General features: G+C 74.1%; 15 protein-coding genes. 5 read left to right on the top strand and 10 right to left on the bottom strand.

Annotated elements, in window-relative coordinates; genetic code table 11:
• Nucleotides 1-36 precede the first annotated feature (36 nt).
• Both RR3_RS08895 and RR3_RS08890 read right to left on the bottom strand, forming a co-directional pair.
• Entirely contained in the window at nt 37-14829 is a 14793-nt protein-coding gene (locus RR3_RS08895) for a non-ribosomal peptide synthetase (protein WP_304363082.1), read from the bottom strand.
• Between the two features lie 134 nt (nt 14830-14963).
• A complete protein-coding gene (locus RR3_RS08890) occupies nt 14964-15455 on the bottom strand; it encodes a TIGR00725 family protein (protein ID WP_003938253.1) in 492 nt (163 codons plus the stop codon).
• Between the two features lie 106 nt (nt 15456-15561).
• Here RR3_RS08890 and RR3_RS08885 point away from each other — a divergent pair, with 106 nt between their 5' ends.
• Nucleotides 15562-16464: an alpha/beta fold hydrolase gene (locus RR3_RS08885; RefSeq protein ID WP_017682019.1), complete on the top strand. Its 903-nt coding sequence runs from the start codon at nt 15562-15564 to the stop codon at nt 16462-16464.
• 8 nt (nt 16465-16472) lie between these two features.
• Here the strand turns inward: RR3_RS08885 and RR3_RS08880 are convergent, their stop codons facing one another.
• The 3 genes from RR3_RS08880 to RR3_RS08870 all read right to left on the bottom strand — a co-directional run bounded on the left by RR3_RS08880 (nt 16473) and on the right by RR3_RS08870 (nt 18497).
• The gene (locus tag RR3_RS08880; protein WP_010594424.1) at nt 16473-17093 is read right to left on the bottom strand and encodes an FHA domain-containing protein; all 621 of its coding nucleotides are present in this window, start codon (nt 17091-17093) and stop codon (nt 16473-16475) included.
• 20 nt (nt 17094-17113) lie between these two features.
• A complete protein-coding gene (locus RR3_RS08875) occupies nt 17114-17416 on the bottom strand; it encodes a chorismate mutase (protein WP_010594423.1) in 303 nt (100 codons plus the stop codon).
• Nucleotides 17417-17507: 91 nt separating this feature from the next.
• Nucleotides 17508-18497 carry a magnesium transporter gene (locus RR3_RS08870; protein ID WP_010594422.1) on the bottom strand — a complete coding sequence of 330 codons (990 nt, stop codon included), beginning with the start codon at nt 18495-18497 and terminating at the stop codon, nt 17508-17510.
• 85 nt (nt 18498-18582) lie between these two features.
• On the opposite strand from RR3_RS08870, the gene RR3_RS08865 reads away from it, so the two are divergent.
• Nucleotides 18583-18993 carry a YchJ family protein gene (locus RR3_RS08865; RefSeq protein ID WP_108754919.1) on the top strand — a complete coding sequence of 137 codons (411 nt, stop codon included), beginning with the start codon at nt 18583-18585 and terminating at the stop codon, nt 18991-18993.
• Nucleotides 18994-19062: 69 nt separating this feature from the next.
• On the opposite strand, the gene RR3_RS08860 is transcribed toward RR3_RS08865, so the two are convergent.
• From RR3_RS08860 to RR3_RS08850, 3 genes are all read right to left on the bottom strand, one after another.
• Nucleotides 19063-19293 carry a DUF6480 family protein gene (locus RR3_RS08860; protein WP_010594420.1) on the bottom strand — a complete coding sequence of 77 codons (231 nt, stop codon included), beginning with the start codon at nt 19291-19293 and terminating at the stop codon, nt 19063-19065.
• Between the two features lie 101 nt (nt 19294-19394).
• A complete protein-coding gene (locus RR3_RS08855) occupies nt 19395-19646 on the bottom strand; it encodes a hypothetical protein (RefSeq protein WP_010594419.1) in 252 nt (83 codons plus the stop codon).
• Between the two features lie 425 nt (nt 19647-20071).
• Complete coding sequence (locus tag RR3_RS08850) at nt 20072-20875, bottom strand: alpha/beta fold hydrolase (RefSeq protein ID WP_010594418.1); 804 nt, start codon at nt 20873-20875, stop codon at nt 20072-20074.
• 146 nt (nt 20876-21021) lie between these two features.
• Here RR3_RS08850 and RR3_RS08845 point away from each other — a divergent pair, with 146 nt between their 5' ends.
• A complete protein-coding gene (locus tag RR3_RS08845) occupies nt 21022-22026 on the top strand; it encodes a helix-turn-helix domain-containing protein (protein WP_010594417.1) in 1005 nt (334 codons plus the stop codon).
• Here the strand turns inward: RR3_RS08845 and RR3_RS08840 are convergent.
• Nucleotides 21992-22660, bottom strand: coding sequence for a TetR/AcrR family transcriptional regulator (locus RR3_RS08840; RefSeq protein ID WP_010594416.1), 669 nt, complete (start codon nt 22658-22660; stop codon nt 21992-21994). The two genes, RR3_RS08845 and RR3_RS08840, sit on opposite strands and share 35 nt — an antisense overlap.
• Nucleotides 22661-22749: 89 nt before the next feature.
• On the opposite strand from RR3_RS08840, the gene treZ reads away from it, so the two are divergent.
• Complete coding sequence (gene treZ, locus RR3_RS08835) at nt 22750-24495, top strand: malto-oligosyltrehalose trehalohydrolase (protein WP_064066602.1); 1746 nt, start codon at nt 22750-22752, stop codon at nt 24493-24495.
• Between the two features lie 4 nt (nt 24496-24499).
• On the opposite strand, the gene RR3_RS08830 is transcribed toward treZ, so the two are convergent.
• A complete protein-coding gene (locus tag RR3_RS08830) occupies nt 24500-26023 on the bottom strand; it encodes an MFS transporter (protein ID WP_064066603.1) in 1524 nt (507 codons plus the stop codon).
• 95 nt (nt 26024-26118) lie between these two features.
• Here RR3_RS08830 and RR3_RS08825 point away from each other — a divergent pair, with 95 nt between their 5' ends.
• Nucleotides 26119-26655 carry a TetR/AcrR family transcriptional regulator gene (locus tag RR3_RS08825; RefSeq protein ID WP_003938240.1) on the top strand — a complete coding sequence of 179 codons (537 nt, stop codon included), beginning with the start codon at nt 26119-26121 and terminating at the stop codon, nt 26653-26655.
• Nucleotides 26656-26669 lie beyond the last annotated feature (14 nt).

Below are 26669 nucleotides of genomic sequence, written 5' to 3'. Positions count from 1 at the left end.
GCTCCGTTCGGAAGAAAAGGGGGGTGGATTGCGCGGTCAGGACGCGGCGAGGTACCGGTCGTCGCCGAGATGCCGATCGAGCACCGCGGCCAGGGCGGGTACCGCGTCGGGTGCGGTCATCCGGTCGTGGGCGACATCGAGCAGGTGGTTGTGCATCGCGCCGGTGACGTAGGGTCGCCAGCCGGCGAAACCCCCGGCGTGATGCGGCTTGTCGGCCGTCGCGGTGACGAAGACGAGGTCGCCGTCGTAGAGCGGTGGCCGGTAGCCGGCGAGCAGCGCCGCCGAACCGTTGTAGTCGGCGACCATCCGGTCGAGGTGGCCGGCGTCGACGGGAGCCCCGGTGTGGGTCCGGATCAGCGCGGCGGCCTCGGCAGCCGTCAGGTCCGGATCGACGTCGGGCAGCCCCAGGGACGAGCCGAGGGCGGCGACGAGTTCGCCGGCGGTCAGCGGTTCCGGCGCGGCGACGTCGCGGGCGATCAGGTCCGCGTCGAGCAGCGCGAGCAGCGCCACCTCCTCGCCGGCGTCGCGCAGCCGCGCCGCGACGGCGTGGGCGATGAATCCGCCGAGCGACCAGCCGAGCAGGTGGTACGGGCCGGTGGGCTGGACCGCACGGATCTCGTCGACATACCGCTCGGCGTACGCGGCGATCGTCGCCGGGGCGTCCTCGCGGCCGTCGAGGTGCGGGGACTGCAGTCCGTACACCGGCCGTCCGGGGGCGAGGTGCGCGGCGAGCCCGGCGTAGCCCCACGCCAGTCCGGACGCCGGATGCACGCAGAACAGCGGGGCTCCGTCGCCGTCGGTGCGCAGCGGCAGCCGCACCGCGAACGGCGAGTCCGGCTGCCCGCCGGTGTCCTCGGCCTCGATGCGGGCGGCCAGGCCCGCCGGGGTGGGCGCCGAGAACAACGCGATCACCGGCACGGCGGTCCCGAGTTCGGCGCCGAGCCGATCGCAGGCACGGGTGGCATCGAGGGAGGTCCCACCCAGGTCGAAGAACGAGTCGTCGATCCCGACGTGCGCGAGGCCGAGCACCTGCGCGAACACCGCGACGACCGCCTCCTCCGCCGGGGTGCGCGGGGCGCGTCCCGAGCCGGCCGCGAACACCGGCTCCGGCAGCGCCGCGCGATCCAGCTTGCCGACCGGGGTCAGCGGCAACTCGTCGAGCACGACGATCGCCGCCGGCACCAGGTGTCCGGGCAGCCGCTGCGCCGTCCGGCGCTGTACCCGGGCCGGTTCGAGGCGGTGCCCCGGCGCCGGGAGCACGTAGGAGACGAGCACCTGGGCGCCGGACGGTCCGGGCCGCCCGACGGTGACCGCGAAGTCGACCTCGGGCAGGGCCGTGAGCGCCGCGTCGATCTCCCCGACCTCGACGCGCATCCCGCGGACCTTGACCTGGTGGTCACCGCGCCCGAGGTATTCGAGCTCGAGCCGGCCCCCGGCCCGCACCCACCGCACGAGGTCCCCGGTGCGGTACATCCGCTCCCCCGGCTGATCGGGACGGGCGACGAAGCGGCTCGCGGTCAGCCCCACCCGCCCGTGGTAGCCCCGCGCCAGCCCGGCCCCGGCCAGGTAGAGTTCGCCCGTCACGCCGGCGGGTACCGGCCGCAGGCGGGCGTCGAGCACCAGCGGCGTCACGCCGCGCACGGCCGATCCGATCGTCACCGCCCGGCCCGGCACCAGCGGGCCGGCCGTCGCCCAGATCGTGGCCTCCGTCGGTCCGTACAGGTTCAGCATCGTCCGGCCCTCGCCGAACCGGTCCACGAGTTCCGGTCCGGTCGCCTCCCCGGCCACGGCCAGCACCTCGACCGAGGTCAGGGCGGCCGGGTCGAGCGTCGACAGCGCGGCGGGGGTGACGACGAGATGGCTGACCCGGGCCGCGCGGAGCCGGTCGGCGAGTTCGGTGCCGCCGACGACGGTGGGCGGGACGACCACGAGCCGGGCGCCGACGGCGAACGCGGCGAGTTGCTCGAACACCGCGGCGTCGAAACTCGGCGACGCGATGTGCGCGACCCGGGCCTGCGGGGTCAGCGCCAGGGTCTCCCGCTGCGCGGCGACGAGATTGCCCAGTCCGCGGTGGGTGACGGTGACCGCCTTGGGAGCGCCGGTCGAACCTGAGGTGTAGATCAGGTAGGCGGGGTCGTCGACGTGCACGGCCGTGGCCCGCGGCCGCTGCGGGACGAGCGCGAGACGCGTGTCGGCAGCCGGGCCGTCGAGCACCAGCCACCCGAGCGAGGCGGGCAGGCGGTCGTGGTGCTCGGTCACGGTCACCCCCAGGACGGCACCGGAATCGGCGAGCATGTACTCGATCCGTTCCTGCGGGTGCCGGGGGTCGACGGGCACGAACGCCGCGCCCGTTCGGGCGACCGCCCACACCGCGAGCACCGAGTCGAACGATCGGGTCAGTGCCAGCGCGACGAGGGTGCCGGGGCCGGCACCCCGCGCAGCGAGGGCGTCGGCGAGCAGCGCCGCGCGGGCGTCGAGTTCGCGATAGGTGACCTGCCGGTCGTCGGTGACCACGGCGACGGCCTCGGGTCGCGCCGTCGCCGCGGCGTGCAGCAGTTCCGGCAGGGTCACCGGGGCGACGGGCTCCGGGCCCGTGCCGGCCCGCAGTTCGTCGGCCTCCCGCGGATCGAGCAGGTCGACGTCGCCGATCGTGGCGTGCGGGTTCTCGGCGACCGCCGTCAGCAGCCGGCCGAAGCGGGCGGCGAGGGTCCGGGCGGTGGCGTCGTCGAACAGGTCGGTGGCGTAGCCGAGGCTCACCTCGATTCCGGCGGGTTCGCCGTTCGCGGTCGTGCGTTCGCGCAGTGTCAGACTCAGGTCGAACGGTGAGGACTCGTGGGCGACGTCCTGCAGTGCGATGCGCAGGCCCGCGACCTCGAGCTCCGGCTCCTCGAAGTTCGCCAGCGCGAGGGAAACCTGGAACAGCGGGTGGTGCGCGGTCGAGCGGGCCGGGCGCACCGCCTCGACCACCTGGTCGAACGGCAGGTCGGCGTGGGCGAACGCGGCCAGGTCGGCCTCGCGCACCTGCGCCACCAGGTCGGCGAACGTGACCTCGGGACGCACCGGGGTGCGCAGGACCACGGTGTTGACGAACATCCCGACCAGGTCGTCGAGTTCGGCGGCACCGCGACCGGCGACCGCGGTGCCCACCGCGATGTCGTCGCCGGCGCCGAGACGCGAGAGCAGCGCGACGAGCGCGGCGTGCACGGTCATGAACACGGTGGCGTGTTCGGTGGCGGCGACGGCCCGCAGCCGGGCGTGCACGTCGGCGTCGACTGCGAGAGCCACATCGGCGCTCGCCATGGACTGCACGACCGGGCGCGGCCGGTCGGTGGGCAAGGTGATCCGGTCGGGGAGCCCGGCGAGGGTGCTCACCCAGAAGTCGCGCTGACGCGCGGCGGTCGACCGCGGATCGGTCTCGTCACCGAGGATGTCGCGCTGCCACAGCGTGTAGTCGGCGTACTGCACCGGCAGCGGCGCCCACCCCGGGGCCGCCCCCGCGGTACGCGCGGCGTACGCGGCGATCAGGTCCCGGGCCAGCGGCGCCACCGACACCCCGTCCGCGGCGATGTGGTGCAGCACCAGCACCAGCACGTGCTCCTGCGCACCCAGACGCAGCACCCGGGCCCGCACCGGCAGCTCGACGGTCAGGTCGAAACCGGCACCGACGAAACCCGCCACCGCGGCATGCACGTCGGCGGGTGCCTCGGTGAAGTCGAGCACGTTCCCGGCGTCGACGGCCACCTGGTGCGGGCCGTCCGCATCGGCGGGGAAGACGGTGCGCAGGCTCTCGTGCCGGTCGGTCACGTCCCGCCACGCCGCGGCGAGCGCCGCGGCGTCGATCGGACCGGACAGGCGCAACGCGACGGGGATGTTGTACGCCGCGGAGGTGGGGTCGAGCTGGTTGAGCACCCACATGCGCTGCTGCGCCGGTCCGAGGGGCACCCGGGCCGGGCGGGGCCGGGCCGTGAGGGCGATCCTCGGCGCGGGACGCTCGAGCAGGCGCACGGCCAGCGCCGCGGGGGTGGGCGCCTCGAACAGGTCGCGCACCGCCAGGGCGGAGTTCAGGCGGGCGACGACGCGGGTGGCGTCGAGCGAGTTGCCGCCGAGGTCGAAGAACGAGTCGTCGATGCCCACCCGGTCCAGATCCAGCACCTGGGCGAACGCGGCGACCACGGCCTCCTCGGCCGGTGTGCGGGGGGCACGCCCCGCGCCGGCGGCGAACACGGGCTCGGGCAGGGCCGCCCGGTCCAGCTTGCCCACCGGCGTCAGCGGCAACTCGTCGAGCACGACGAGCGCCGCCGGCACGAGATGGGCCGGCAGCAACTCGGACATCCGGGCCCGCAGCGCCTCGGCCGTCGGGGCGCACCCGGTCGCCGCGAGCACGTACGACACCAGTACCGGCGACCCGGCCGGTCCGGGCCGGCCCACCGTCACCGCGCGGTCGACCTCCGGCAGCCCGGCCAGCGCCGCGTCGACCTCCCCCACCTCGATCCGCATTCCGCGGATCTTGACCTGGTGGTCACTGCGGCCGACGTACTCGAGCTCGAGCCGGCCGGCGGCGTGCACCCACCGCACCACGTCCCCGGTGCGGTACATCCGCGCGCCCTGCGGATGCGCCACGAACCGGGCCGCGGTCAGTCCCGGCCGCCCGTGGTAGCCGCGCGCCAGCCCGTCGCCGGCGAGGTACAACTCCCCCGCCACACCGACCGGGACGGGCCGCAACCGGTCGTCGAGCACCAGCGGCGTCACGCCGCGCACGGCGGATCCGATCGTCAGTGCCCGGCCCGCCGTCAGTGCCGACGACGCGGTCGCCCAGATCGTGGCCTCCGTCGGCCCGTACAGGTTCAGCATCGTCCGGCCCCCGGCGAACCGCTCCACCAGGTCCGTACCGACCGCCTCGCCGGCCACCGCGAGCACCCGGACCGAGGTCGACTCCGCCGAGTCCAGCGTCGAGAGCACCGACGGGGTGAGGACCGCGTGCGTCACCTGCTCGGCCTCGAGGAGAGCGGCGAGTTCGGTGCCCCCGACGATGCCGGGCGGGACCGACACCAGGCAGCCCCCGGCGCCGAAGGCGGCCAGTTGTTCGAAGATCGCTGCGTCGAAACTGGGCGAGGCGAAGCCGAGGACCCGCGCATCCGGCCCGACGTCGAGCGAGTCGGCTTGGGCGCGCACGATGTTCGCCAGCCCGCGGTGGGTGACGGTGACGGCCTTCGGGGTGCCGGTCGAGCCGGAGGTGTAGATCAGGTAGGCGGCGTGCTCGGGATGCAGCGGCCGGGTCCGGTCCGCATCGGTCCACGGTGCGGCCGAGTCGTCGGCGTATGCGGCCCGCACCGCCGGGTCGTCGAGCTCGAGCCAGGTGAGCGCGCCGGGCAGCGCGGCCCGGTGCGCGGCCGTGGTCAGTCCGAGTGTGGTGCCGCTGTCGTGCAGCATGTGCGCGATGCGCTCGGCCGGGTACGCCGGATCGACGGGCACGAAGGCACCGCCGGCCTTGGCGACGGCCCACACGGCGAGCACCGACTCCGCGGAGCGGGGCAGCGCGAGGGCCACGCGCACGTCCGGCCCCACCCCGGCGGCGACGAGCCGGTGCGCGAGCCGGCCGGCGGCGTCGTCGAGTTCCCGGTAGGTCCAGGTGGTGCCGTCGGCACGCACGGCCGGGCGCGCGGGGTGTGCGGCGGCGGCGGCCGCGAGCAGCGTGGGCAGCAGCCACGGCCCGATACCGGCCGGGCCGGCGGTGGCGGCCAGCTCGGCGGACTCGGCGGCGTCGAGCAGCTCCACGTCCCCGACGGGGACGGCCGGGTCGGTGGTGACGGTGGCGAGGAGGCGCACGAACCGCGCGGCGAGGGTGCGGGCGGTGTCGTGGTCGAACAGGTCGGTCGCGTAGGTGAGGGTGGCGTCCAGCCCGGCGGGCCGTCCGTCGTCGCCGGTGTGTTCGCGCAGCTCGAGTGCGAGATCGAACTGCGAGGAGTCCCGGGCGATGTCCTCCACGGCGATCCCGAGCCCGTCGAGCTCGAGCGTGGGTGCCGCGAAGTCGGCCAGCGCGAGGGAGACCTGGAACAGCGGGTGGTGCGCGGTCGAGCGGGCCGGGCGCACCGCCTCGACCACCTGGTCGAACGGCAGGTCGGCGTGGGCGAACGCGGCCAGGTCGGCCTCGCGCACCTGCGCCACCAGGTCGGCGAACGTGACCTCGGGACGCACCGGGGTGCGCAGGACCACGGTGTTGACGAACATCCCGACCAGGTCGTCGAGTTCGGCGGCGCCGCGGCCGGCGACCGCGGTGCCCACCGCGATGTCGTCGCCGGCGCCGAGACGCGAGAGCAGCGCGACGAGCGCGGCGTGCACGGTCATGAACACGGTGGCGTTCTCGGTGCGGGCGAGACGTCGCAGCCGGGCGTGCACGTCGGCGGCGACGGTGAAGGCGACGTCGGCGCTCGCGCCGGACTGCACCGCGGGTCCGGGCCGGTCGGCGGGCAGCACGATGCGGTCCGGGAGGCCGGCCAGCGTGCGGGTCCAGAACTCGCGTTGCCGGGCGGTGGTCGAGTCGGGGTCGTCGGGGTCGCCGAGCGTCTCGCGCTGCCACAGCGTGTAGTCGGCGTACTGCACCGGCAGCGGCGCCCACGCCGGCGCCGCCCCCGCGGTACGCGCGGCGTACGCGGCGATCAGGTCCCGGGCCAGCGGCGCCACCGACACCCCGTCCGCGGCGATGTGGTGCAGCACCAGCACCAGCACGTGCTCCTGCGCACCCAGACGCAGCACCCGGGCCCGCACCGGCAGCTCGACGGTCAGGTCGAAACCGGCACCGGCGAAAGTCGCCACCGCGGCACGGACCGCGTCCGCGGGCACGTCGACGATGTCGAGGGCGGGGGGCACCGCATCGACGATCACCTGGTGCGGGCCGTCCGCATCGGCCGGGAAGACGGTGCGCAGACTCTCGTGCCGGCCGGTGAGGTCGCCGAAGGCGGCCGCGAGGGCGGTGCGGTCGAGCGGTCCGCGCAGGCGCAGCGCCACCGGGATGTTGTAGACGCCGGAGGCGGGGTCGAACTGGTTGAGCACCCACATCCGGTGCTGTGCCGGTCCGAGCGGCAGGCGGGCGGGCCGCTCGCGGCGCCCGAGCGCGACGGCGGCACCGGTGCGGCCCGCGGCGCGTGCGGCCAGCGCCGCCGGGGTGGGCGCCTCGAACAGGTCGCGTACCGCCAGGGCGGTGCCGGCGGTGGCGTTGACGCGGGCGATCACGCGGGTCGCGTCGAGGGAGTTGCCGCCGAGGTCGAAGAACGAGTCGTCGGCACCGAGGTCGAAGAACGAGTCGTCGGCACCGAGGTCGAAGGACGAGCCGTGGGCACCGCGGTCGGCCAGGCCGAGCACCTCGGCGAACGCGGCTGCGGCGGCGGTCTCCACGGGTCCGCGCGGCGCGCGGGCCGGGCGGCGGCTGCGGCCGAAGTCCGGCTCCGGCAGCGCCGTCCGGTCGAGCTTGCCGACCGGGGTGAGCGGAACCTCGTCGAGGACGACGATCGCGGCGGGCACGAGATGGGCGGGGAGCTGTTCGGCGAGCCGGTCCCGCAGCCGGTCGGGGTCGAGGGTGCGTCCCGGCACGGGCCGCACGTAGGAGACGAGGACGGTGGAGCCGGTGGGTCCGGGGCGTCCGACCGTGGTCGCGAAGTCGACGTCGGCGTCGGCCGTGAGGGCGGTGTCGATTTCGCCGAGCTCGACGCGGATGCCGCGCACCTTGACCTGGAAGTCGGTGCGGCCCAGATAGTCCAGGACGGGCCGGCCGTCGCCGCCGCGGGTCCAGCGCACGAGGTCGCCGGTGCGGTACATGCGGGCGCCGGACCGGTGGGGATGCGCGACGAACCGGCTCGCGGTCAGGGGTGCACGACCGTGGTAGCCGCGCGCCAGACCGGGGCCGGACAGGTACAGTTCGCCGACCGTGCCGAGCGGCGCCGGCCGGAGCCAGCCGTCGAGGACGAGGGTTTCGGTGCCGGGGATGCCGGCGCCGAGCGTGACCGGCGCGTCGGCGGTGAGGTCGGCGACGGTGGCCCAGATGGTGGCCTCGGTCGGGCCGTAGAAGTTGAGCATCGTGCGGCCGGGCGCCCACCGGCGCACCAGGTCGGTGGGGACGGCCTCGCCGGCGACGCCCACCGTCTGCACGGTGGCGGTCGCAGCCGGGTCGAGGGTGGCCAGCACCGCGGGGGTGACGACGAGGTGGGTGACGGCGGCGGCGGTGAGCCGGGCGGTCAGTTCGTCGCCGCCGACGACGGTCGGCGGCACGACGACGAGCCCGGCGCCGACGGCGAACGCGGCGAGCTGTTCGAACACGGAGGCGTCGAAGCTCGGTGACGCGACGTGCGCGACGCGGGCCGAGAGGGTCAGTCCCAGCACGGCGATCTGGGCGTCGACCAGGTTGCCCAGGCCGCGATGGGTGACGGTGACGGCCTTCGGGGTGCCGGTGGAGCCGGAGGTGTAGATCAGGTAGGCCGGGTCGTCGACCCGGGCCGGCGACGTCGCCGCGGGGCGGGTCGCGGCGAGGCGGGCGGTGGTGGCGGGGTCGTCGAGGACCAGCCAGGTCGCCGCGGCACCGGTGAGCCGGGCACCGTGTGCGGAGACCGTGACGCCCAGCCGGGCGCCGGAGTCGGTGAGCATGTGCTCGATCCGGTCCTGTGGATGGCGCGGGTCGACGGGAACGAAGGCGGCCCCGGTCTTCGCGACCGCCCACACGGCGAGAACCGACTCGAACGAGCGGGTGAGCGCCAGCGCGACGGCCGTGCCGGGTCCGGCGCCGTGCGCCGCGAGCAGCCCCGCCAGCGCGTCGGCCCGGTCGTTCAGGTCGCGGTAGGTGATCTCGCCGGCATCGGTGACGACGGCGACCGCGTCCGGGTGACGGGTTGCGGTGCCGGTGAGGATCTCGGCGAGCGTGACGGCCCGGTCCCGGCCGGGGGTGAACGGGGCCGCGACCCCGGGGGCGCCGAGCGCGGCGATGCGGCGGTCCGGGGTGCGGGCGAGCGCCCCGAGCAGCTGCGCGCAGCGCTCGACGAGGTGGCGGGCGGCGACGTCGCCGACCGCGGCGGGGCGGTACCGCAGGCTCAGCTGCGGCCGGTCGCCCGGCTCGACGATCAGGCTCACGGGGTACGGGGTGGCTTCGGCGCCGGTGACGCCGAGAACGCGCATTCCGGCGCTGTCGGCCAGTGCGGAGAGAGCGTCGCGGTCGAGGGGGTAGGACTCGACGACGGCGAGGGTGTCGAACAGTTCGGTGACGCCGGCCGCCCGGTGGATCTCGGGGAGGCCGAGGTGCTGGTGCTCGAGCAGCGCCGCCTGTTCGGCCTGGATGCGGCGCAGCAGTTCGGTGCCGGTGTCGGTGGGCTGCAGGCGCACCCGCACCGGCACGGTGTTGACGAACAGACCCAGCACAGCGTCCACGCCCGGCAGCTCGGGCGGTCGGCCGGAGACGGTGGAGCCGAACACCACGTCGGTGCGGCCGGTGACCTCGGCCAGGGTCAGCGCCCACGCCGCCTGCACGACGGTGGCGAGGGTGACGTCGTGGGCGCGGGTGGCGGCGGCGAGTCCGGCGGCGGTCTCGGCGCTCAGCTCGACGGTGTGGGCGGCGCCGCCGGTGTCGGCCCCGTCGGCGTGCGGGGCGACGAGGGTGGGGGCGTCGATGCCGTCCAGCGCGCGGGCCCACGCGGTCCGCGCGGCGACGGCGTCCCGGCCGGCGAGCCAGGCCAGGTGGTTGCGGAACGACGGCGCCGGGCCGGGCACGGCCGCGCCCGCGGCGTAGGCGGTGAGCAGTTCGGCGACGAGCAGCGGGGTGGACCAGCCGTCGAGGACGAGGTGGTGGTTGGTCAGCAGCAGCCGGTACCGGTCGTCGGCGGTGCGGATGAGGTGGATGCGCAGCAGCGGCGCGGCGGTGAGGTCGAACCGGTCGGCGCGGTCCGTGTCGAGGATGCGCGCCAGTTCGCCGTCGGTGTCGGCGCGGCCGCGGAGGTCGGTTTCCCGCCAGGGCAGCACGGCGGTGTGCCGTACGAGCTGGACCGGACCGGCGGCGGTGTCACGGAAGGCGGCGCGCAGGCTGTCGTGCCGGTCGACCACGGACTGTGCCGCGGCGCGCAGCCGGGCGGCGTCGACGGTGCCGGCGAGTTCGAGCGCGGTCTGCACGGTGTAGTCGTCGGGGGCGTCCGCGGCGGCGTAGCCGGTGTGGAACAGCAGCCCGGCCTGCAGGGGGGACAGGGGCCACAGGTCGGCCAGGCCTCCCCGGTCGCGCTCCCACTCGTCGATCCGGTCCTGGTGGACGGCGACCAGCGGGAAGTCGGAGGGACTGTGGCCGCCGGCGGCCGGGTCGCCGACGTGCCAGGCGAGGGCGGCGAGCGCGGCCACCCACAGCTGTGCGAACTCGTCGACGGCGTCCTCGTCGAGCAGGCCGGTCGCGTAGGTGAAGGTGCCGACGAGTCCGTCGGCGTCGACGGCGGCGTCGATGTCGAGCACCGCGGGCAGCGGCATGCGGGGCTCGCGGGTCGCGGCGGTGCCGAGCGGCAGCCACGGTGCGTCGACCGTGGTGTCGATGCGGCCGAGGAAGTTGAAGGCGATCTGCGGTGCCGGATGCGCGGGCAGGATCCCGGCGACGTACCGGAGCAGGCCGTAGCCGATGCCGTGGTCGGGGACGGCGGCGAGTCGTTCCTTGACCGATCGGATCGCCGCGGCCGCCGCGGCGCCGCCGCCGAAGGCGTCGTCGACGTCGATCCCGGTCAGGTCCACGTCCAGCGGGTGCACGGTGGTGAACCATCCGACGGTGCGGGACAGGTCCGCACCGGGGACCGCTGCCTCCTCCCGGCCGTGGCCCTCGACGCCGACGAGCGTCGCGGGGGCGGGGCGGCCACGGTTGCGGCGCCACCGCTCGGCGGCCAGGCCGAGCGCGGCGAGCAGCGCCTCGACGGGGCCGCAGTGGAACCGCTGGGGTACGGCGGTCAGGACGGCGTCGGTGACCTCGGCGGGCACGCGGACGCGCAGCTGCGCGGAGGTGGCGGCGGTGTCGCGCGCCGGGTCGAACGGCCGCTCCCCCAGCGCCGGATCGGGCGTGGCGAGAATCCGCTCCCACAGTGGCAATTCGTCGCTGCGATCGGTCTCGGTCAGGCCGTGCGCCCACCGGCGCAGCGACGTGCCGACCGGGGCGAGGGCGGACGCGGCACCGCCGTGGGTGTAGGCGGCGGCGAGGTCGGGCAGCAGGATGCGCCAGGACACCGCGTCCACGGCGAGGTGGTGGACGACGGCCACGAGCAGGTCGTCGCGGCCGCCGGGCGAGGCCAGCCACGCGAACTGGGCGACGATCCCGGCGGCGGGGTCGAGCCGGTCCGCGGCGGCCTCCAGCGCGGCCTCGGCGGCGCCGTGTGGCTCGTCGACGGGGGTGCGATGCAGCACCGCCTCGGCGGCGACCGCACCGGCCGGGAGCACCTCGAGTGTGCGGGCCGCGGTCAACCGCATCCGCAGCGCGTCGTGCCGATCGAGCAGTGCCTGCACGGCCCCGGCCAGGTGCGCGGGGTCGGGGTGCTCGGGCAGGCGGATCAGCACGGCCTGTCCGTACCGGTCGACGGGCCCGCCGCCGGTCAGCAGTTCGGCGACGATCGGTGTGGTCTCGACCGGGCCGGTGCCGCCGCCGGGGAGTTCGGCGAGGGCCGGCTCGTCGCCGGTGTCCGCCACCGCGACGGCGGCCAGGGCGGCGACGGTGCGACGTTCGAAGACGTCGCGGGCGGTGAAGCGCAGTCCGGCGGCACGAGCGCGGGAGACCAGGGTGATCGCGACGATGCTGTCGCCGCCGAGGGCGAAGAAGCTGTCGTCGGCAAAGACCCGTTCCACCCCGAGCACCTGGGCGAACAGCGCGCCGATCAGTTCCTCGCGTGCGCCTTCGGGGGCGCGGCCCCCGGGGGTCGCGGTGGCGGCGAAGTCGGGGGCGGGCAGCGCGGCCCGGTCGATCTTGCCGACGGGGGTGAGCGGCAGCTCGGGCAGTACGGTGATCACCGCGGGCACGAGGTAGGCGGGCAGGGTGGCGGCGAGTGCGGCGCGCAGGGCGTCACCGTCGACGGGGGCGCCGGGACGGCCGACGACGTAGGCGGCGAGGACGGTCGCGCCGGCGGGCGTGGAGGTGCCGATGGTGACGGCTCGGGCGACGGTGTCGTGCCGGAGCAGCGCGGCGTCGACCTCGCCGAGTTCGACGCGGAATCCACGGATCTTGACCTGGTGGTCGGTGCGGCCGGCGAACTCGAGCGCGGCGGCTGCGCCGCCGGTGTGTCCTTTGGGTTGTCCTGGCAGCCCGAAGGACACACCGCGCCAGCGGACCAGGTCGCCGGTGCGGTACATGCGTTCGCCGGGTGCCGACGGGTCGGCCACGAAGCGGGCCGCGGTCAGGTCGGGGCGGCCGAGGTAGCCGCGCGCGACACCCGGCCCGGCCAGGTACAGCTCGCCGGTCACCCCCACCGGCACGGGCTGCAGCCACCGGTCGAGGACCAGGGCGCGCATGCCGCGGATCGGTGCTCCGACGTCGACGCCGGCGCCGGGACGGTGCGGGGCGGCGAACGTGGCGGTGACCGTGGCCTCGGTGGGGCCGTAGGCGTTGAGGAACTGCCGGCCCCGGGACCACCGGTCGGCCAGGTCGGGCGGGCAGGCGTCCCCACCGACCACGACCGTGCCGATCTCGGGGTGCTCGTCGGGGTCGAGGGTTGCGAGCACGGCCGGGGTCGCGTCGAGGTGGGTGACTCGTCCGGCGTGCAGTACCTCGGCGAGCTCGGCGCCGCCGTAGGCCTGCGGCGGTACCACCACCAGGGTGGCGCCGGCCGCGAAGGTCACCAGCAGCTCCTCGATCGAGGAGTCGAAGGCCGGCGAGTACAGGTGGGTGGCACGCGAATCGGGGGTGACGGCGAGCCGCGTGCGGGCGTCGTCGGCGAGGTTCGCCAGGCCGGCGTGGGTGACGACGACGCCCTTGGGGGTGCCGGTGGACCCGGAGGTGTAGACGATGTAGGCGGCGTGCTCGGGTCGGACGATCCGGTCGGTGATCGGCGCGGCGTCCATGTCCGCGACCGCCGCGACGGTCGCGGGGTCGTCCAGCACGATCCAGTCGGTGTGCTCGGGCAGGCCGTCCCGGTGCGCGGCGACGGTCAGGCCGATGCGGGCGCCGCTGTCGCGCAGGACGTGGTCGAGCCGGGCGCGGGGGTGGCCGGGGTCGACGGGCACGAACGCGGCCCCGGTCTTGGCGACCGCCCACACGGCCTGCACCGAGTCGAGCGAGCGCGCCAGCGCCAGCGCCACGGTGGTCTCCGGCCCGGCGCCGCGGGTCAGCAGCAGCCGGGCGAGCCGGTCGGTGGCGGTGTCCAGTTCGGAGTAGGTCACGGTGCGCGGACCGTCGATCACGGCGACGGCACCGGGGTCGAGGGCCGCCCCGGCGGTGAGCAGGTCGGCGAGGGTGCGGGCGGGCACCGGCTCGGCGCCGCGGGCCGGGACGAGGGCCGCGCGCTCGTCGTCGCCGAGCAGGTCCAGGTCGGTGAGCCGCCGGCCGGGGTCGGCGGTGGCGAAACGGTGTAGGAACGCGAGGAACCGTCGGTGGTGCGCGGCGAGCTCGTCCCGGGTGTACAGGTTCGGGTTGGCCTGGAAGTCGAGGTGCGTGCTGTGCCCGCCCGGGTAGAGGTTGACGAAGAGGTCCTCGATGAGCCCGGAGGTGAGCACGTGGACCCGGCCGGTGAGCGCGCCGAGCCGGACCTGGTGGTCGAACAGCATGAGGTTGACCGACGGGCCGAACCCGGCGGCGTGGTCGCCGGTGAGACCGAGGTCGCGGGCGATGTCCTCCTGCCGGTACCGCTGGCGGCGCAGCGCCCCGGTCAGCTCGAGTTCCGCTGCGGCGATCACGGAGGCGACGGTGGCGGCGTCGGTCCGCAGCCGCAGCGGCACGACGTTGGCGAGCATGCCGCCGGAGCGGCGCAGCACGGCGGTGGTGCGGGCCGAGACGGGCAGGCTGAGCATCACCTCGTCGTGGCCGGTCATCCGGGCGAGGTAGGTGCCGAACGCGGCGACCACGAGCGGGGCGAGGCTCGACCCGCGACGGGCCGCGGCATCGCGCAGGGCCTGCTCGGTGTCGGGGGGAAGTTCCGCGCCGACCAGCAGTGGATGCGCGTCGGCGGGGGCACCCCGGCCGGCCAGCGACACGGGATCGCTCAGGCCGGCCAGGTGTTCGGTCCAGTACGCGCGGTCGGTCTCGAACCGCGGGGAGCGCCGGTAGGCCTCGTCCGCGGCGACGATGTCGGGCAGCGCGGCGGTGCGCGGCGCGTGCACCGTGGTTCCGGTGACGGTGGCGGTGTAGCGCTCGGCGGTGCGCGCGACGAGGGTCATCGCTCCGACGCCGTCGAGGGCGATGTGGTGGATTCGGGCGTACCAGAACCAGCGGTCGTCGCCGACGCGCAGCACGGCGGTGACGGTGAGCCGGTCGGTGCACATGTCGACGGGGGCGGTGTAGTCGCGCTCCATCCAGTCGCGGGCCGCGGCGACCGGGTCGGCTTCGCCCCGCAGGTCGACCACCGTCAGGCGCTCTCCGGTGTGCACGACGGTCTGGAACGGGTGACCGTCCTCCTCGAGGATGCGCAGGAACCCGGTGCCGAACTCGCGTCCGACCGCACGCGCGGCAGTCTCGAGGGCGTCGAGGTCGAGATCCCCGGTGATGTCGACGTACTGGGCGATGTTGACGGGCGTGTCGCCGGCCAGGTGCTGGGCGAACCAGATGCCGCGCTGGGCCGCCGAGAGCGGAAACGCGCCGGTGGGCTGCGGGGCACCGAGATGTGCGTGGGCGACCGGGCTTTCGTGCAACACGGGGGTACTCCTGACGACCGGTGGACTGTGCTGCTTCCACGGTCGTCCGCAGACCCCGATGCAGATACCGACCCCAGCGGTGGAGGTGGCACCCGCAGGGGTGGTCGAGAATCACCCTCGGGTGCGGGAAGTCCTCAACCGGTCCAGCCCGCGGTGGGATCGCGCCGCCACAGCAGGTCGTGGATGGCTTCGACGGCGTCCCCGGCGGAGGTGACGGCGAGCACCCCGGCGGCGGGCAGCGGCCACCCCCCGATCGAGATCACCGGGACCCCGGTCCGGACGGCGAGCGCGATCTCGCTGAGCGTGCCCCAGCTGCCGCCGACCGCGATCAGCGCCTCGCACGTGCGTACCAGCAGGGCGTTGCGCATCTCGCCGAGCCCGGTCGGAATCGACACGGTCAGGTACGGGTTGGCTTCCGCGCGGTCGTCGCCGGGGAGCAGGCCGAGGGTGGTGCCGCCGGCCTCGGCGGCGCCGCGCGACGCCGCGGCCATCACCCCGCCCAGTCCCCCGGTCACGACGACGGCGCGTCGCGCCGCGAGCAGCCCGCCGACCTGACGGGCGATCCGGCGTTGTTCGGCCGTGGCTTCCGCGGGCCCGACCACGCCGACGTACCGCTGCGCATCCATGGCGAGATTGTCCACCACCCAGGGTGCAGAAGTGGCCCCCTGAGGTGAAATCCACCACCACCGGGGCTGCTCGTCCCGGCGCCGGCGTCCGTGGATCCTTGTCCGCATGTCCACCCTCCGCACCGAGCGTCTCGTGCGCCGCCACACGGTGATCGCCGACGACGGCGTGCCGCTCGCGGTCCACGAGCTCGGCGCGGCCGACGCGCCGCTCACCGCCGTGTTCGTCCACGGGCACTGCGGACGCACGGAAACCTGGTCGCCGCTTCGCGATTCGTTGATCCGGCGGTACGGGGCCACGCTGCGGATGGTGTTCTTCGACCACCGGGGTCACGGCGCGTCCGGCACTGCCGGGCCGGAGACGTACACCGTCGAGCAGCTCGGGCGTGATCTCGCGGCGGTACTGCGCGCGGTCTCCGCCGGGCCGGTGGTGCTGGTCGGCCACTCGATGGGCGGCATGACGATCCTGTCCTACGCCCGTCAGCATCCGCACGAGATCGGCACCCGCGTCGCCGGGGTCTGTCTCATCGGCACCGCCGCCGGTGATCTCGGGCGGTCGGGTCTCGGGCGTTACCTCGACAGTCCCGCGGTCGCGTTGTTCCACCGGGCGGTGCGACACGCGCCCGGCGCGGTGCAACGCGCGCTGCACCTGGGTGGGCGGGCGGTGCGGCCGCTGCGGCGGACGTCGCAGCGACGAACCCCCGGCTCCCGGTTGGCGGCTCTGATGGCGGTGCTGGCGAACGACACGCCGGTGGTGACGATGGCGGCGTTCCTGCGATCGTTCGCGGTGCTCGACGAGTCCGCCGCGTTGGCGGTGCTCGCCGCCGTCCCCGCGGTCGTGCTGTGCGGCTCGGCGGACGAGTGGACCCCGTTCGAGCTGTCGGCCGGTCTGGCGGAGCGGCTGCCACGCGCCGAGCTGGTGCGGGTCGACGGCGCGGGCCATTCGGTGATCACCGACCGGCCCGCGGAGGTCGCGCGGGCACTCGGCGGGTTGCTGCAGCGGGTCGGGTGAGCCGCCGGTCAGAGGTCGCGTTCGGTGATGACGCCGCTGTGGAGGGCGAGCTCGGCGAGCCGGACCCGCTTCTGGTTCTGCGGCAGGTCCTCGACCCCGAATTTCGCGAACAGCGCCCGCAGGTGGGTCTTCACCGCATCGACGCTGAGGAACAGTTCGGAGGCGATGTCCTGGTTGGATGCCGGGGTGGCGAAGGCGGCGCCGTGCTTGTAGGGCCGGCACAACGCGAGCAGGATGCCGCGTTGTGTCTGCGTCAGCGATCGCACCGTCGGCAGCTCCGACGCGACACGGGTCGCCTCGTCCGGGCCGGCGCCGATCTCCTGGAAGGTCAGGCGGATCGAGCCGATCCGGATGCTGTCGCCCTCCCGAAGCCGCCGGCGTCCCGTGATGCGTTCCCCGTTGAGGAACGTGCCGTTTCGGGAGAGCCCGTCGTCGAGGATGGTCCAGTGGGTGCCGATCCACTCCACGACGGCGTGCAGGCGGGAGACCTCGTTGTCGCCGGTGAAGGCCACATCCGACGTCGGGGCCCGGCCGATGGTGACGCGAGGCGAGCCCGGCGACAGCTCGAATCGATGCTGCCGCCCCTGCTTGTCGACGTATGTCAGACGCGATTCGGTGACGACGCTCATCACAACCTCCGGGGGCGGACTCAATCCTGCCCGCAGGTCGCGGTGTCGGCAAGGGGTTCGCGGCCCAACCGCAGCAGCGTCGCCGCCAGCGCCGTGCCGTCCCGGCCCAGCGCAGTGGTGAACCGGGTGAGCGCCGCCATCTCGCGGCACGCATGCACGGACGTCGTTCCGTGCCCGGCGCGGCGCAGCCGGCCGGCACGGTGGACGAGGCCGGTCCGGTACCGGATGGCGGCGACGATCTCGGCATCGATCCGGTCGATCTCGTCGAACACGCGATCCGGGTCGGTGTGGCTCGGGGTGAACCTCTCCGAGGTTGCGGTCACGGGGCCTCCACGGGTTGTCGGTCGGTGGTCTCATCGTGACCCGGTATCGTCCTGCGCCCCAAGGAACCCTGGGGTGGAGATCGCCCCACCCTCAGCCGAGGAGAAGCGTCACGGCCACGAAGTAGATGACGATGGAGAGCAGGTCCTGGATCACCGTCGCGAGCGGGCCGGACCCGAACGCCGGGTCCTTGCCCAGCCGTTGCAGCGCCCACGGCAGCACCATCGCCACGGTCGTCGCGATGGTGCTCGCGGCCAGCACGGCCGACGCCACGGCGACCGCGAGATCCCGGTTCCCGGTCATGAGCAGCACGGCCGGCAGCATGGTCGCCCCGAGGAGCGCCCCCACCGACAGTCCGGTCAGCACCTCCCGGCGCACGATCCGGCGGATCCCCACCCCTACCGAGAATCCGCGGATGACCAGTGCCTCGGTCTGCGTCCCGACGGCGTCCGCCAGGTACACGATTCCCGGCACGAAGTACGCGACGGCGAGGTCGGCGTCGAGTTCGGCCTCGAACACCTGCATCAGGCGGGCCGAGACCATGGCCCCGATCAGACCGACGACGAGCCACGGCAGCCGGTGCCAGAGCCGGCGACGGATTCCCTCGACGCTCGAGGCCCGCGCCGCCTCCACCGAGTGCGCGAAGCCGCCGATCCGGGCCATGTCCTGATCGTGCTCGTGCAGCAGCACGGCGAGCAGTTGTTGCGGCGCGATGAGGCCGCGGAACCGGCCGTGGCCGTCCACGACGGCCAGGCCCGGCTCGCCGTGCTGCACCGCTTTCCACGCGGCGCGTTCCTGCGCGGTATCCGGGTGCACCACCGGCGGATCCGGGTCCATGAGGTCGTCCATCCGGGCGGCACCGGGGGCCGCCAGCAGCCGTTCGATCGTGACGAGACCGGCGAGCGTCTCACCGACGAGCACGGCGACGACGGCGGCACTGTCGAAGCTGTGTTCCCGCATCCGGTCGAGCACGTCGGCGGCGGTGTCGTACGGCCCGGCCACCGGGACGGCCGCGAAGCTGTGGTGTAGCGCGGTGCCGGGACTGCCCTGTCCCCGCGCCGGTGTGGCGGCAGAATCGACCATGGTTCACCGTTCCTCCGACCGCGCTCGTCCCGGGCGTCGATCGTGCCACGACCGTCCGGTTCCGGGCGGCGGCGATAATGTGCCGGTGACTCGACGCCCGCGCTACCCCCGGCCCGAATCGTCCGCTCCGTGTCCGTGCGGCCGGGGTCTTCCGTTCGGCGACTGCTGCGGGCCGTTCCTCGCGGGTGGGGACGCGCCGACGCCCGAGCAGCTGATGCGGTCGCGGTACACCGCCTTCGCGGTGGGCGACGACGACTATCTGCGTCGTACGTGGCACCCCGACACCCGCCCGGCGCGACTGGATCTCGATCCGGCGCAGCGGTGGACCGGGCTCGAGGTGGTGCGCACGAGCGGCGGGTTCCTGCACTCGGAGGGGACGGTCGAGTTCCGGGCCCACTACCGCTTCGGCGGTCACGAGGACGTGCTGCACGAGCACAGCCGGTTCCTCCGTGAGGGTGGCCGCTGGTACTACGTCGGGGCGCTCGGACGACCCTGACGAGCCCGACCGTTCGGTGTCTCAGTCGTTCGGTGTCCCAGTCGTTCGGTGTCCCAGTCGTTCGGTGTCTCAGTCGAACAGGGCGAACGCGCGCGCCACGAAGAACGCCGCCACTCCGAGCACGATCAGCGCGATGAGCACGATCGCGAAGACGGGCATCACCCGGCTCGGGTTCGGTTGGGGATGCGACAGGCCGGAGGTCTGTCCGGCGTCGGGTGGGGTGTCTCCGGGCTGTACGCCCCCACCGGCGTCGAGGCCGGGCGCATCTTCGGGTCGGGGTCCGGGGTCCTGGTTGCTCAAGTGCGCTCCTGGTGTCTGCTGTACGGAAACAGGGCCGAGCGCAGCGTCTCGGCCCCGACCGCATACCCGGTTTCCGGCGGCGCAATCCTCACCCGTGGCCGTCAACCGAACGGACCGGGCAGGTGCCGCGAGAACCACACCGCCTCCCCGAACGGTTCCGCCGCCGCATCGAAGTGCCGGCTCACGTCGGTGAGGGCATCGATCAGTCCGCTCACGGCGATCTCGTCGGCGAGGGGCAGGGAGTCCCGGTCGAGCGCGTCGGCGGCCTCGACGATCGCCGCGATCTCCAGCACGAGATCGAACATCCTCTCGCGTGCCGCGCCGACCCGGGACGCGAAGCTGGCGTGGCTCATGGAACCCCTTCTCGGCAGCGTCATCTCCGGCGCACCGTCACCGACCCGTCGAGCCGGCGACGATCGCCGTCCGCACCCCCGGTGGGGGCGCGGACGGTGGAACCTGTCGGCCCCGGGTATCCGCCGCGCGGTGGTCCGAAACACGCCCGCCGTGCCGTCGGCGGGTTGTGTCAGCGTCCCCGGTTCGGCACCGGGGCACGTCGCACCGCCCGAGGTCGGCGTGGCTGCTCGGCGGGGTTATTCGGCGGGGCTTCGGTGGATCGAGGAACGTGGACACACTTATTCGGATAATTTTGATATTCCGTCTCGTATGGATTCGTGCCCGTACATCCCGATCGCTCCTGCCCGGTGCCCTCCCGCTGCTGTGCGCGAGCTCCGCACGGTTCAGGTCGCCGGGCGGCTGCCGCGCCCCTCCGACCTGCGGATCAGCCCTTCTCCGCCGCGGCGAAGTGCTTCCTGAGGTGCTCGGCGACCGCCTCCGGCTGTTCGAGTGCCACGGAGTGCCCTGCGGCGTCCACCGTGACGTGCCGGCCGCTCGCGGCGTCGGCGATGTTCGCCGACGAGATCGGCGGCGGGTACGCGTGGTCCTCGCTCCCGGCGACGGCGAGGACCGGCACGCGGCACCCGGCCAGCTCCTCGACGATCCGCCCGCGGTGGATGACGCCGTGGGCGGCGTCGCCGATGCGGGGTTCGAGCCGGGCGATCGCGGCGCGCCACGTGCTCGTCATCGAACTCTCCTGAGCGAGGCTCGAATCGCCGAACATGATGTACATGACCGTGTCGACGACGTCCGCCGTGCCGTGCTCGGTGAGATGCTCGACCAGCGGAGCGAACTCGGCGAGCTTGTGTTCCTCCTCCGCCGACGAACCCAGCGCGGCGGCCGTGCGGAGCAGTTCGGGGCGTCGCGCGGCGAGCCGCAGCGCGACGAACCCGCCGAGCGAGTTGCCGACGACGTGGCACGGGGCCAGACCGAGGTGTTCGATCAGGGCCGCCGCGTCCTCGGCGAGGACGTCGACCGCGAGTTCCGCCCGCGGCGCCGGGGCGCTCTCGCCCTGCCCGCGATGATCGTAGGCGACGACCCGGTACCCGTCGGCGGTGAACTTCTCCGCGAGCGCGTCGAACATCGTGTGATCGAAGAAGAGCGAATGGCTGAACACGATCGGCACTCCGTCGCGCGGACCGGCGTCGACGTAGGCGAGTTCCGTCCCGTTGACCGCTGCTCGCAGCATGGAAACCTCCTGGATCGGGCCACCGCGCTCCGGCTGTGGCGTTCGTCACTACACTGCCGACGAGCGTAGGGAGCGGGCGGGACGCAGCACTCGCCGATCCGCGCAGAGCACTGTCCGGCGCGCGCACGGCCGACGAGGAGGTCACGGTGGCAGCGGAGTACGAGGTGCGGTTCACGACGACGGGCCGGGTGCCGGAGCGCGACCGCGCCGAGTTCTGGACCGACCACGTGCGGTTCAACCACGGCACCCTGGACTATTCGTTCCCCGATCGGGACGAGCGTGCCCCGGCCGGCTTCGTCGGGGCCACACACGTGCAGCGCTGCGGCGGTCACCAGCTCGTCGAGTTCTGGTCCGATCGCATCACCTACGCGCGGACCGCCCGGCACGTCCGCGGGGACGACGACCGGAGCATGCGCTTGTTCGTGCCGAAGTCCGGTGCGCTCACCGTCGCCCACGGCGGGCACGCACTGCCGGTGCCCGTCGGGCGCGCGGCCCTGGTGTCGATGGCCCGCCCGTTCGAGCTCGTCCATGGCGCCCACGCCCGGGCGTGGGTGCTCACCGTCCCCGAGGGCTGCCTGCCCGATCGGGCCGTCGCCGACGGCCCGAGTGTGCTCGACCTGCGCCGCGGCGTCGGGGCGGTGGCGGGGACCATGACGCGGACGCTGGCCCGCGAACGCACGTCGCTGTCCGGCCCCGCCTTCGTCGCGATCAGCGCACGGGTGATCGAGCTCGTGTCCCTCGTCCTGGCCGATACCCACGGCCCCCTCCGTCCCGGTGGCCTGCAGGCGGTGGCCGAGGCGGCCCGGGCCTACGTCGACGAACGTTCGGACGACCCGGATCTGACCCCGGCGTCGATGGCCCGCGAGCTGGGCTGGTCGCTGCGCCAACTGCAGCTCGCGTTGCGGACGGCCGGCACCACGCCCGCGGAACTGCTCCGCGCCCGGCGGCTGGACCGCGCCCGCAGCCGCCTCGAGGATCCGCGCTGGAACGCGGTGTCCGTGGGGGGTATCGCCTTCGCGTCCGGCTTCGGTTCGCTCAGTGCGTTCGGCACGGCGTTCCGGGCCCGTTTCGGGACCACCCCGAGGGCGGTGCGGGCGGCCGGGCCCGCGGCCGCGCTCAGCGCAGGAGCGTCGCCCGCAGGGTCGCCGTGAGCCACGCCCGGTATTCGTCCACGTCCCAGCCGCAGTCGCGGCGCAGCAGGGCATGCACCTGCGGAGAACCCAGCGTGTAAAACACGTGCGCCGCGTGCTCCACGCTCACGTCGTCGCGCAGCAATCCGTGCCGGTGCAGCCCGTCCGCGATGGTGCGCGCGTTGTCCGCGGTCGCGCGCGCGTCCTCGTCGGCGAACCGGCGCATGTCCGGGTCCGCACCCGAGGACTCGACCGAGGTCATCAGCAGACCGCCGGCCCGCTCGAGCAGGTCGGCGCCGTAGCGGACGACCTGCTCGACGATGCGTTCGGCGTCCGAGCCCGCGGTTCCGGTCGCGACCCGTCCCGGACGTGGCCCCCGGCCCGGCGCGGGCTCGTCGCCGACGGCAACCGCGGACCCGCCCGCGACCGCGGCGTCGAGCGCCTCCCGGAACAGTTCGGACTTGCCGCCGGGGAACGCCGTGAAGACCGTGCGCACCGCCACCCCGGCAGCCTCGGCGATCTGCCTGACCGTGGTGCTGACGTACCCGCGGTCGACGAAGAGCCGGGCGGCGGCGTCGACGATCGTCGCTCGCGTCCGGCGCGCAGCCTCCTCACGCAGCGGTGAACTGTAGGCCCTCTTGGCATGCTGGGACATCGAACTCAGCTTATCAGCATCGGTTGCATCGGAACTGCAGCCGATTCCGGAGGTCTGCAGCGGCAGCGGCGAGCGGGCATGCTGATCGGGTGCACACCTTCGAGGTCTGGGCTCCGACCCCGCAATCCGTCCGGCTCCACGTCGACGGCACCGTTCACTCCATGCGCCGGGAGGACCAGGGGTGGTGGCGCACCGAGGTCGACGCCTCCCCCGGTGCCCGTTACGGCTTCCTCCTCGACGAGGACGAGACCGTGCTGCCCGACCCGCGCTCCCCGCGGCAACCGGACGGGGTGCACGGGCTGTCCCAGCTGCACACGCTCGACGAGCGCGCCTGGACCGACACGTCGTGGACCGGCCGGCAACTCGCCGGCGGGGTGGTGTACGAGTTGCACGTGGGCACCTTCACCGAGGAGGGCACCTTCGACGCGGCCGTCGCCCGGCTCGACGATCTCGTCGACCTCGGTGTCGACCTGGTCGAACTCATGCCGGTCAACGCCTTCAACGGCACCCGCGGGTGGGGTTACGACGGTGTGCTCTGGTACGCGGTGCACGAGCCCTACGGCGGTCCGGACGGCCTGCAGCGCTTCGTCGACGCCGCCCACGCCCGCGGCCTCGGGGTGATCCTGGACGTGGTGTACAACCATCTCGGACCGTCCGGCAACTACCTGGACCGCTACGGGCCGTACCTGTCCGGTGGGCAGGGCACCTGGGGTGCGTCGGTCAACCTCGACGGTCCGGACTCCGGCGAGGTGCGCCGCTACATCCTCGACAACGCCCTGCGCTGGATGCGGGAGTTCCACATCGACGGGCTGCGCCTGGACGCGGTGCACGCTCTCGTCGACCACACCGCCGTGCATCTGCTCGAGGAGCTGGCCGTCGCGACGTACCGGATGTCGGCGCATCTGGGCCGTCCGCTCAGCCTGATCGCGGAGAGCGATCTGAACGATCCGAAGATGATCTCGCCCCGCGCAGCCGGCGGTTACGGCCTGCAGGCGCAGTGGGACGACGACATCCACCACGCCGTGCACGCCGCCGTCTCCGGGGAGCGGCAGGGCTACTACGGCGATTTCGGTTCGCTCGACTGCCTCGCCCGCACCCTGCGGCACGGGTTCTTCCACGCCGGCACCTATTCGAGCTTCCGCGGGCGCACCCACGGGCGGCCGCTCGACACCGGGCGCCTCCCGGCGAGCTCCCTGCTGGCCTACACGTGCACCCACGACCAGGTCGGCAACCGGGCGGTCGGCGACCGGCCCGGCCACTACCTCGACCCCGGTCAGCTCGCCGTCAAGGCCGCGCTGGTGCTGACCTCCCCGTTCACCCCCATGCTGTTCATGGGCGAGGAGTGGGACGCGAGCTCACCGTTCCAGTACTTCACCTCCCACCCGGAACCCGAGCTGGCCCGGGCCACCGCCGAAGGACGTCGGCGCGAGTTCTCCGAGCACGGATGGGACGCCCAGGACGTCCCCGACCCGCAGGATCCGGAGACGTTCCGGCGGTCGACGCTGAACTGGGCCGAACGGACCGAACCCGCCCACGCACGGGTGCTCAACTGCTACCGGCAGCTCCTGGCGTTGCGCCGCGAACGCGCCGAGCTGACCGATCCGTGGCTCGAGCACCTGCACGTCGACTACGACGAGGACGAGCGCTGGATCGTGCTGCACCGCGGCAGCCTGCGCGTGGCGTGCAACCTCGGACCCGACCCGGTCACCGTGCCCTTCGGCGGGGCTCCCCTCGTGTGGTGGGAGCCGGTGGTGGTCAACCGGACCGCCTCCGCGACCCTCGTCCCGGGGCATTCGTTCGTCGTTCTCGACGCCGCCGCTGCACCTCGGACCTGACGGGTCATCGCGGGCGCAGCATCCGCAGGGTGAGCACGGCAGTGGCCGCCAGAATCGCCGCGGTGGCGGCCGCGGCACCGTGGGTGCCGGCGACGAAGGCGGAGCGCGCCGACTCGAGGAGGATCTCCGCCTCGGCCGCCGGCAGGCGGCCGGCCGCGGCGACGGCGCCGCCGAGGGTATCGAACTCGTGGTCCCCACCCGGGACGCCGAACCGGGACCGGTAGACGGCGGTGACGACGCTGCCGAGGACCGCGACACCGAGGGCGACACCGAGCTCGTAGGCCGTCTCCGACACCGCGGACGCGGCGCCGGCCCGGTCGGCCGGGGCGGCCCCGACCACCAGGTCGGTGGTGAGGGTCAGCGCGATGCCGACGCCCACGCCGATGAGGACGAAACCGGCGACGAACACGCCGGCTCCGTGCGCGGTGTCCAGCGCCAGCAGCACGGCGGCGCCCACGGCTGCGACGGCCAGGGCACCCGACAGGACGGTTCCCACCGGCAGGCGCCGCACGAGCCAGGCCGCGCCGAGTGCGGACAGGGCGCTGGTCGCGGTGCCGGGGAGCATCAGCAGACCCGCCTCCAGCGGTCCGACTCCGAGGACCAGCTGCAGGTACTGGGAACCGAAGAACAACACCCCGGCGAGGGCGAAGATCGACAGCAGATTCGTCGCGACGGCGGCCGAGAACTCGCGGTGCCGGAACAGCGTGAGGTCGAGCAGCGGATCCGCCGCGCTCCGCTGGCGACGAACGAACGCGACGGCGGCCGTCAGACCACCCCCCAGCGCGACCAGCGCCGCGACGCGGGGGCCGTGCAGCGCGGTCTCCTTGACCGCGTAGACGATCGGTACCACGGCCAGCAGGGACAGGGCGGCCCCCGGCAGGTCGAAGCGGCCCGGGTGCGGATCCCGCGATTCCGGGACGAGGAACGGCGCGGCGACCACGAGGACCGCCATGATCGGAAGGTTGATCAGGAACACCGACCCCCACCAGAAGTGCTCGAGCAGCCAGCCGCCGACGAGCGGGCCGGCGGCGGCCCCGCCGCCGGCCATCGCGCCCCACACGCCGATGGCGACGGTCCGCTCCCGCGGATCGGTGAACATGTGCCGGATGAGTCCCAGGGTGGCGGGCATAAGGGTGGCGCCCGAGACACCCTGTAGTGCCCGCGCCACGATCAGCAGCTCGGGACTCGGCGCCCACGCCGCGAGCACCGACGCCGCGGCGAAGCCGACGGCACCGATCAGCAGGAGCCGGCGTCGGCCGACGCGGTCGCCGAGCACGCCCATCGTCACCAGCAGACCGGCCACGGCGAACGAATACACGTCGATGATCCACAGCAGCTGGACCCCACTCGGGGCCAGATCGGCGCTGAGGAAGGGCAGGGCGAGGTCGAGAACGGTTGCATCGACCGCGATCAGCAGCACGGCACCCGCGAGCACCACCAGGCCCGCCCAGGTGCGCACGCCGGCCTGCGCATGCCCGGTTCCCGCGTCCGCCGGGTGGACCGGCGGCATCTGCCCGGTGTTCGTCATCCTTCGTCCCTCCACACTGAACCGTCCAGCCGGTACACAAAGTACGGTAGCACCTACCGTCCGGACGGTACAGAAACGGACGGTAGGATCGGGCCATGGCCTCCGACACACGCGACCGGATCCTCGACGCCCTCGAACGCACCCTCGTCGACGTGGGGGTCGCCCAGGTGACGCTCGAGGGCGTCGCGGCCGCCGCAGGGGTATCGAAAGGCGGTCTGCTGTACCACTTCCCGACCAAGGAGGCGATGCTCGCCGCCATGGTGCGGCGCCTCGGCGAACGCGGCGACGCCCGACTCGCCGACGCCGTCGCGGGCGGCACCCCGGTCGCGGAGTGGTACCTCGCCGACCCGGACGAGACCGGCGACTCGGCGGAGATGGACCTGTTCCGGTCCACGGTGGCCGCCCTGCGCAGCGCCGACGGCCGGCACGACGACGTGCACCGGGCGGTCGTCGAGGTGCTGCGGTCGTGGGACGAGGGGCTGCGCGCGGAGATCGACGACCCGGTCACCGCCGAGATCGTGCGCCTCGTCGGCGACGGCATCTACCTGGGCGCGATGCTCGGCCTGCCCAAGCCCGACCCGGAACTGCACAGGCGCGTCGTCGCCCGGCTCCTGGGGACGAAGAACCCTTGATTGTCGCCGACCGT

Source organism: Rhodococcus ruber NBRC 15591 (assembly GCF_001894945.1).
Taxonomy (GTDB): domain Bacteria; phylum Actinomycetota; class Actinomycetes; order Mycobacteriales; family Mycobacteriaceae; genus Rhodococcus; species Rhodococcus ruber.
This window is presented reverse-complemented; position numbering and strand designations above follow the sequence as displayed.

Bases quoted from the DNA above. Each gene is read 5' to 3' on its own strand.
- RR3_RS08880 (WP_010594424.1), bottom strand. From the start codon at position 17,093: ATGAGCGTCGTCACCGAATCGCGTCTGACATACGTCGACAAGCAGGGG.
- RR3_RS08850 (WP_010594418.1), bottom strand. From the start codon at position 20,875: ATGCTGCGAGCAGCGGTCAACGGGACGGAACTCGCCTACGTCGACGCC.
- RR3_RS08885 (WP_017682019.1), top strand. From the start codon at position 15,562: ATGTCCACCCTCCGCACCGAGCGTCTCGTGCGCCGCCACACGGTGATC.
- RR3_RS08890 (WP_003938253.1), bottom strand. From the start codon at position 15,455: ATGGATGCGCAGCGGTACGTCGGCGTGGTCGGGCCCGCGGAAGCCACG.
- RR3_RS08870 (WP_010594422.1), bottom strand. From the start codon at position 18,497: ATGGTCGATTCTGCCGCCACACCGGCGCGGGGACAGGGCAGTCCCGGC.
- RR3_RS08840 (WP_010594416.1), bottom strand. From the start codon at position 22,660: ATGTCCCAGCATGCCAAGAGGGCCTACAGTTCACCGCTGCGTGAGGAG.
- RR3_RS08825 (WP_003938240.1), top strand. From the start codon at position 26,119: ATGGCCTCCGACACACGCGACCGGATCCTCGACGCCCTCGAACGCACC.
- RR3_RS08855 (WP_010594419.1), bottom strand. From the start codon at position 19,646: ATGAGCCACGCCAGCTTCGCGTCCCGGGTCGGCGCGGCACGCGAGAGG.
- RR3_RS08830 (WP_064066603.1), bottom strand. From the start codon at position 26,023: ATGACGAACACCGGGCAGATGCCGCCGGTCCACCCGGCGGACGCGGGA.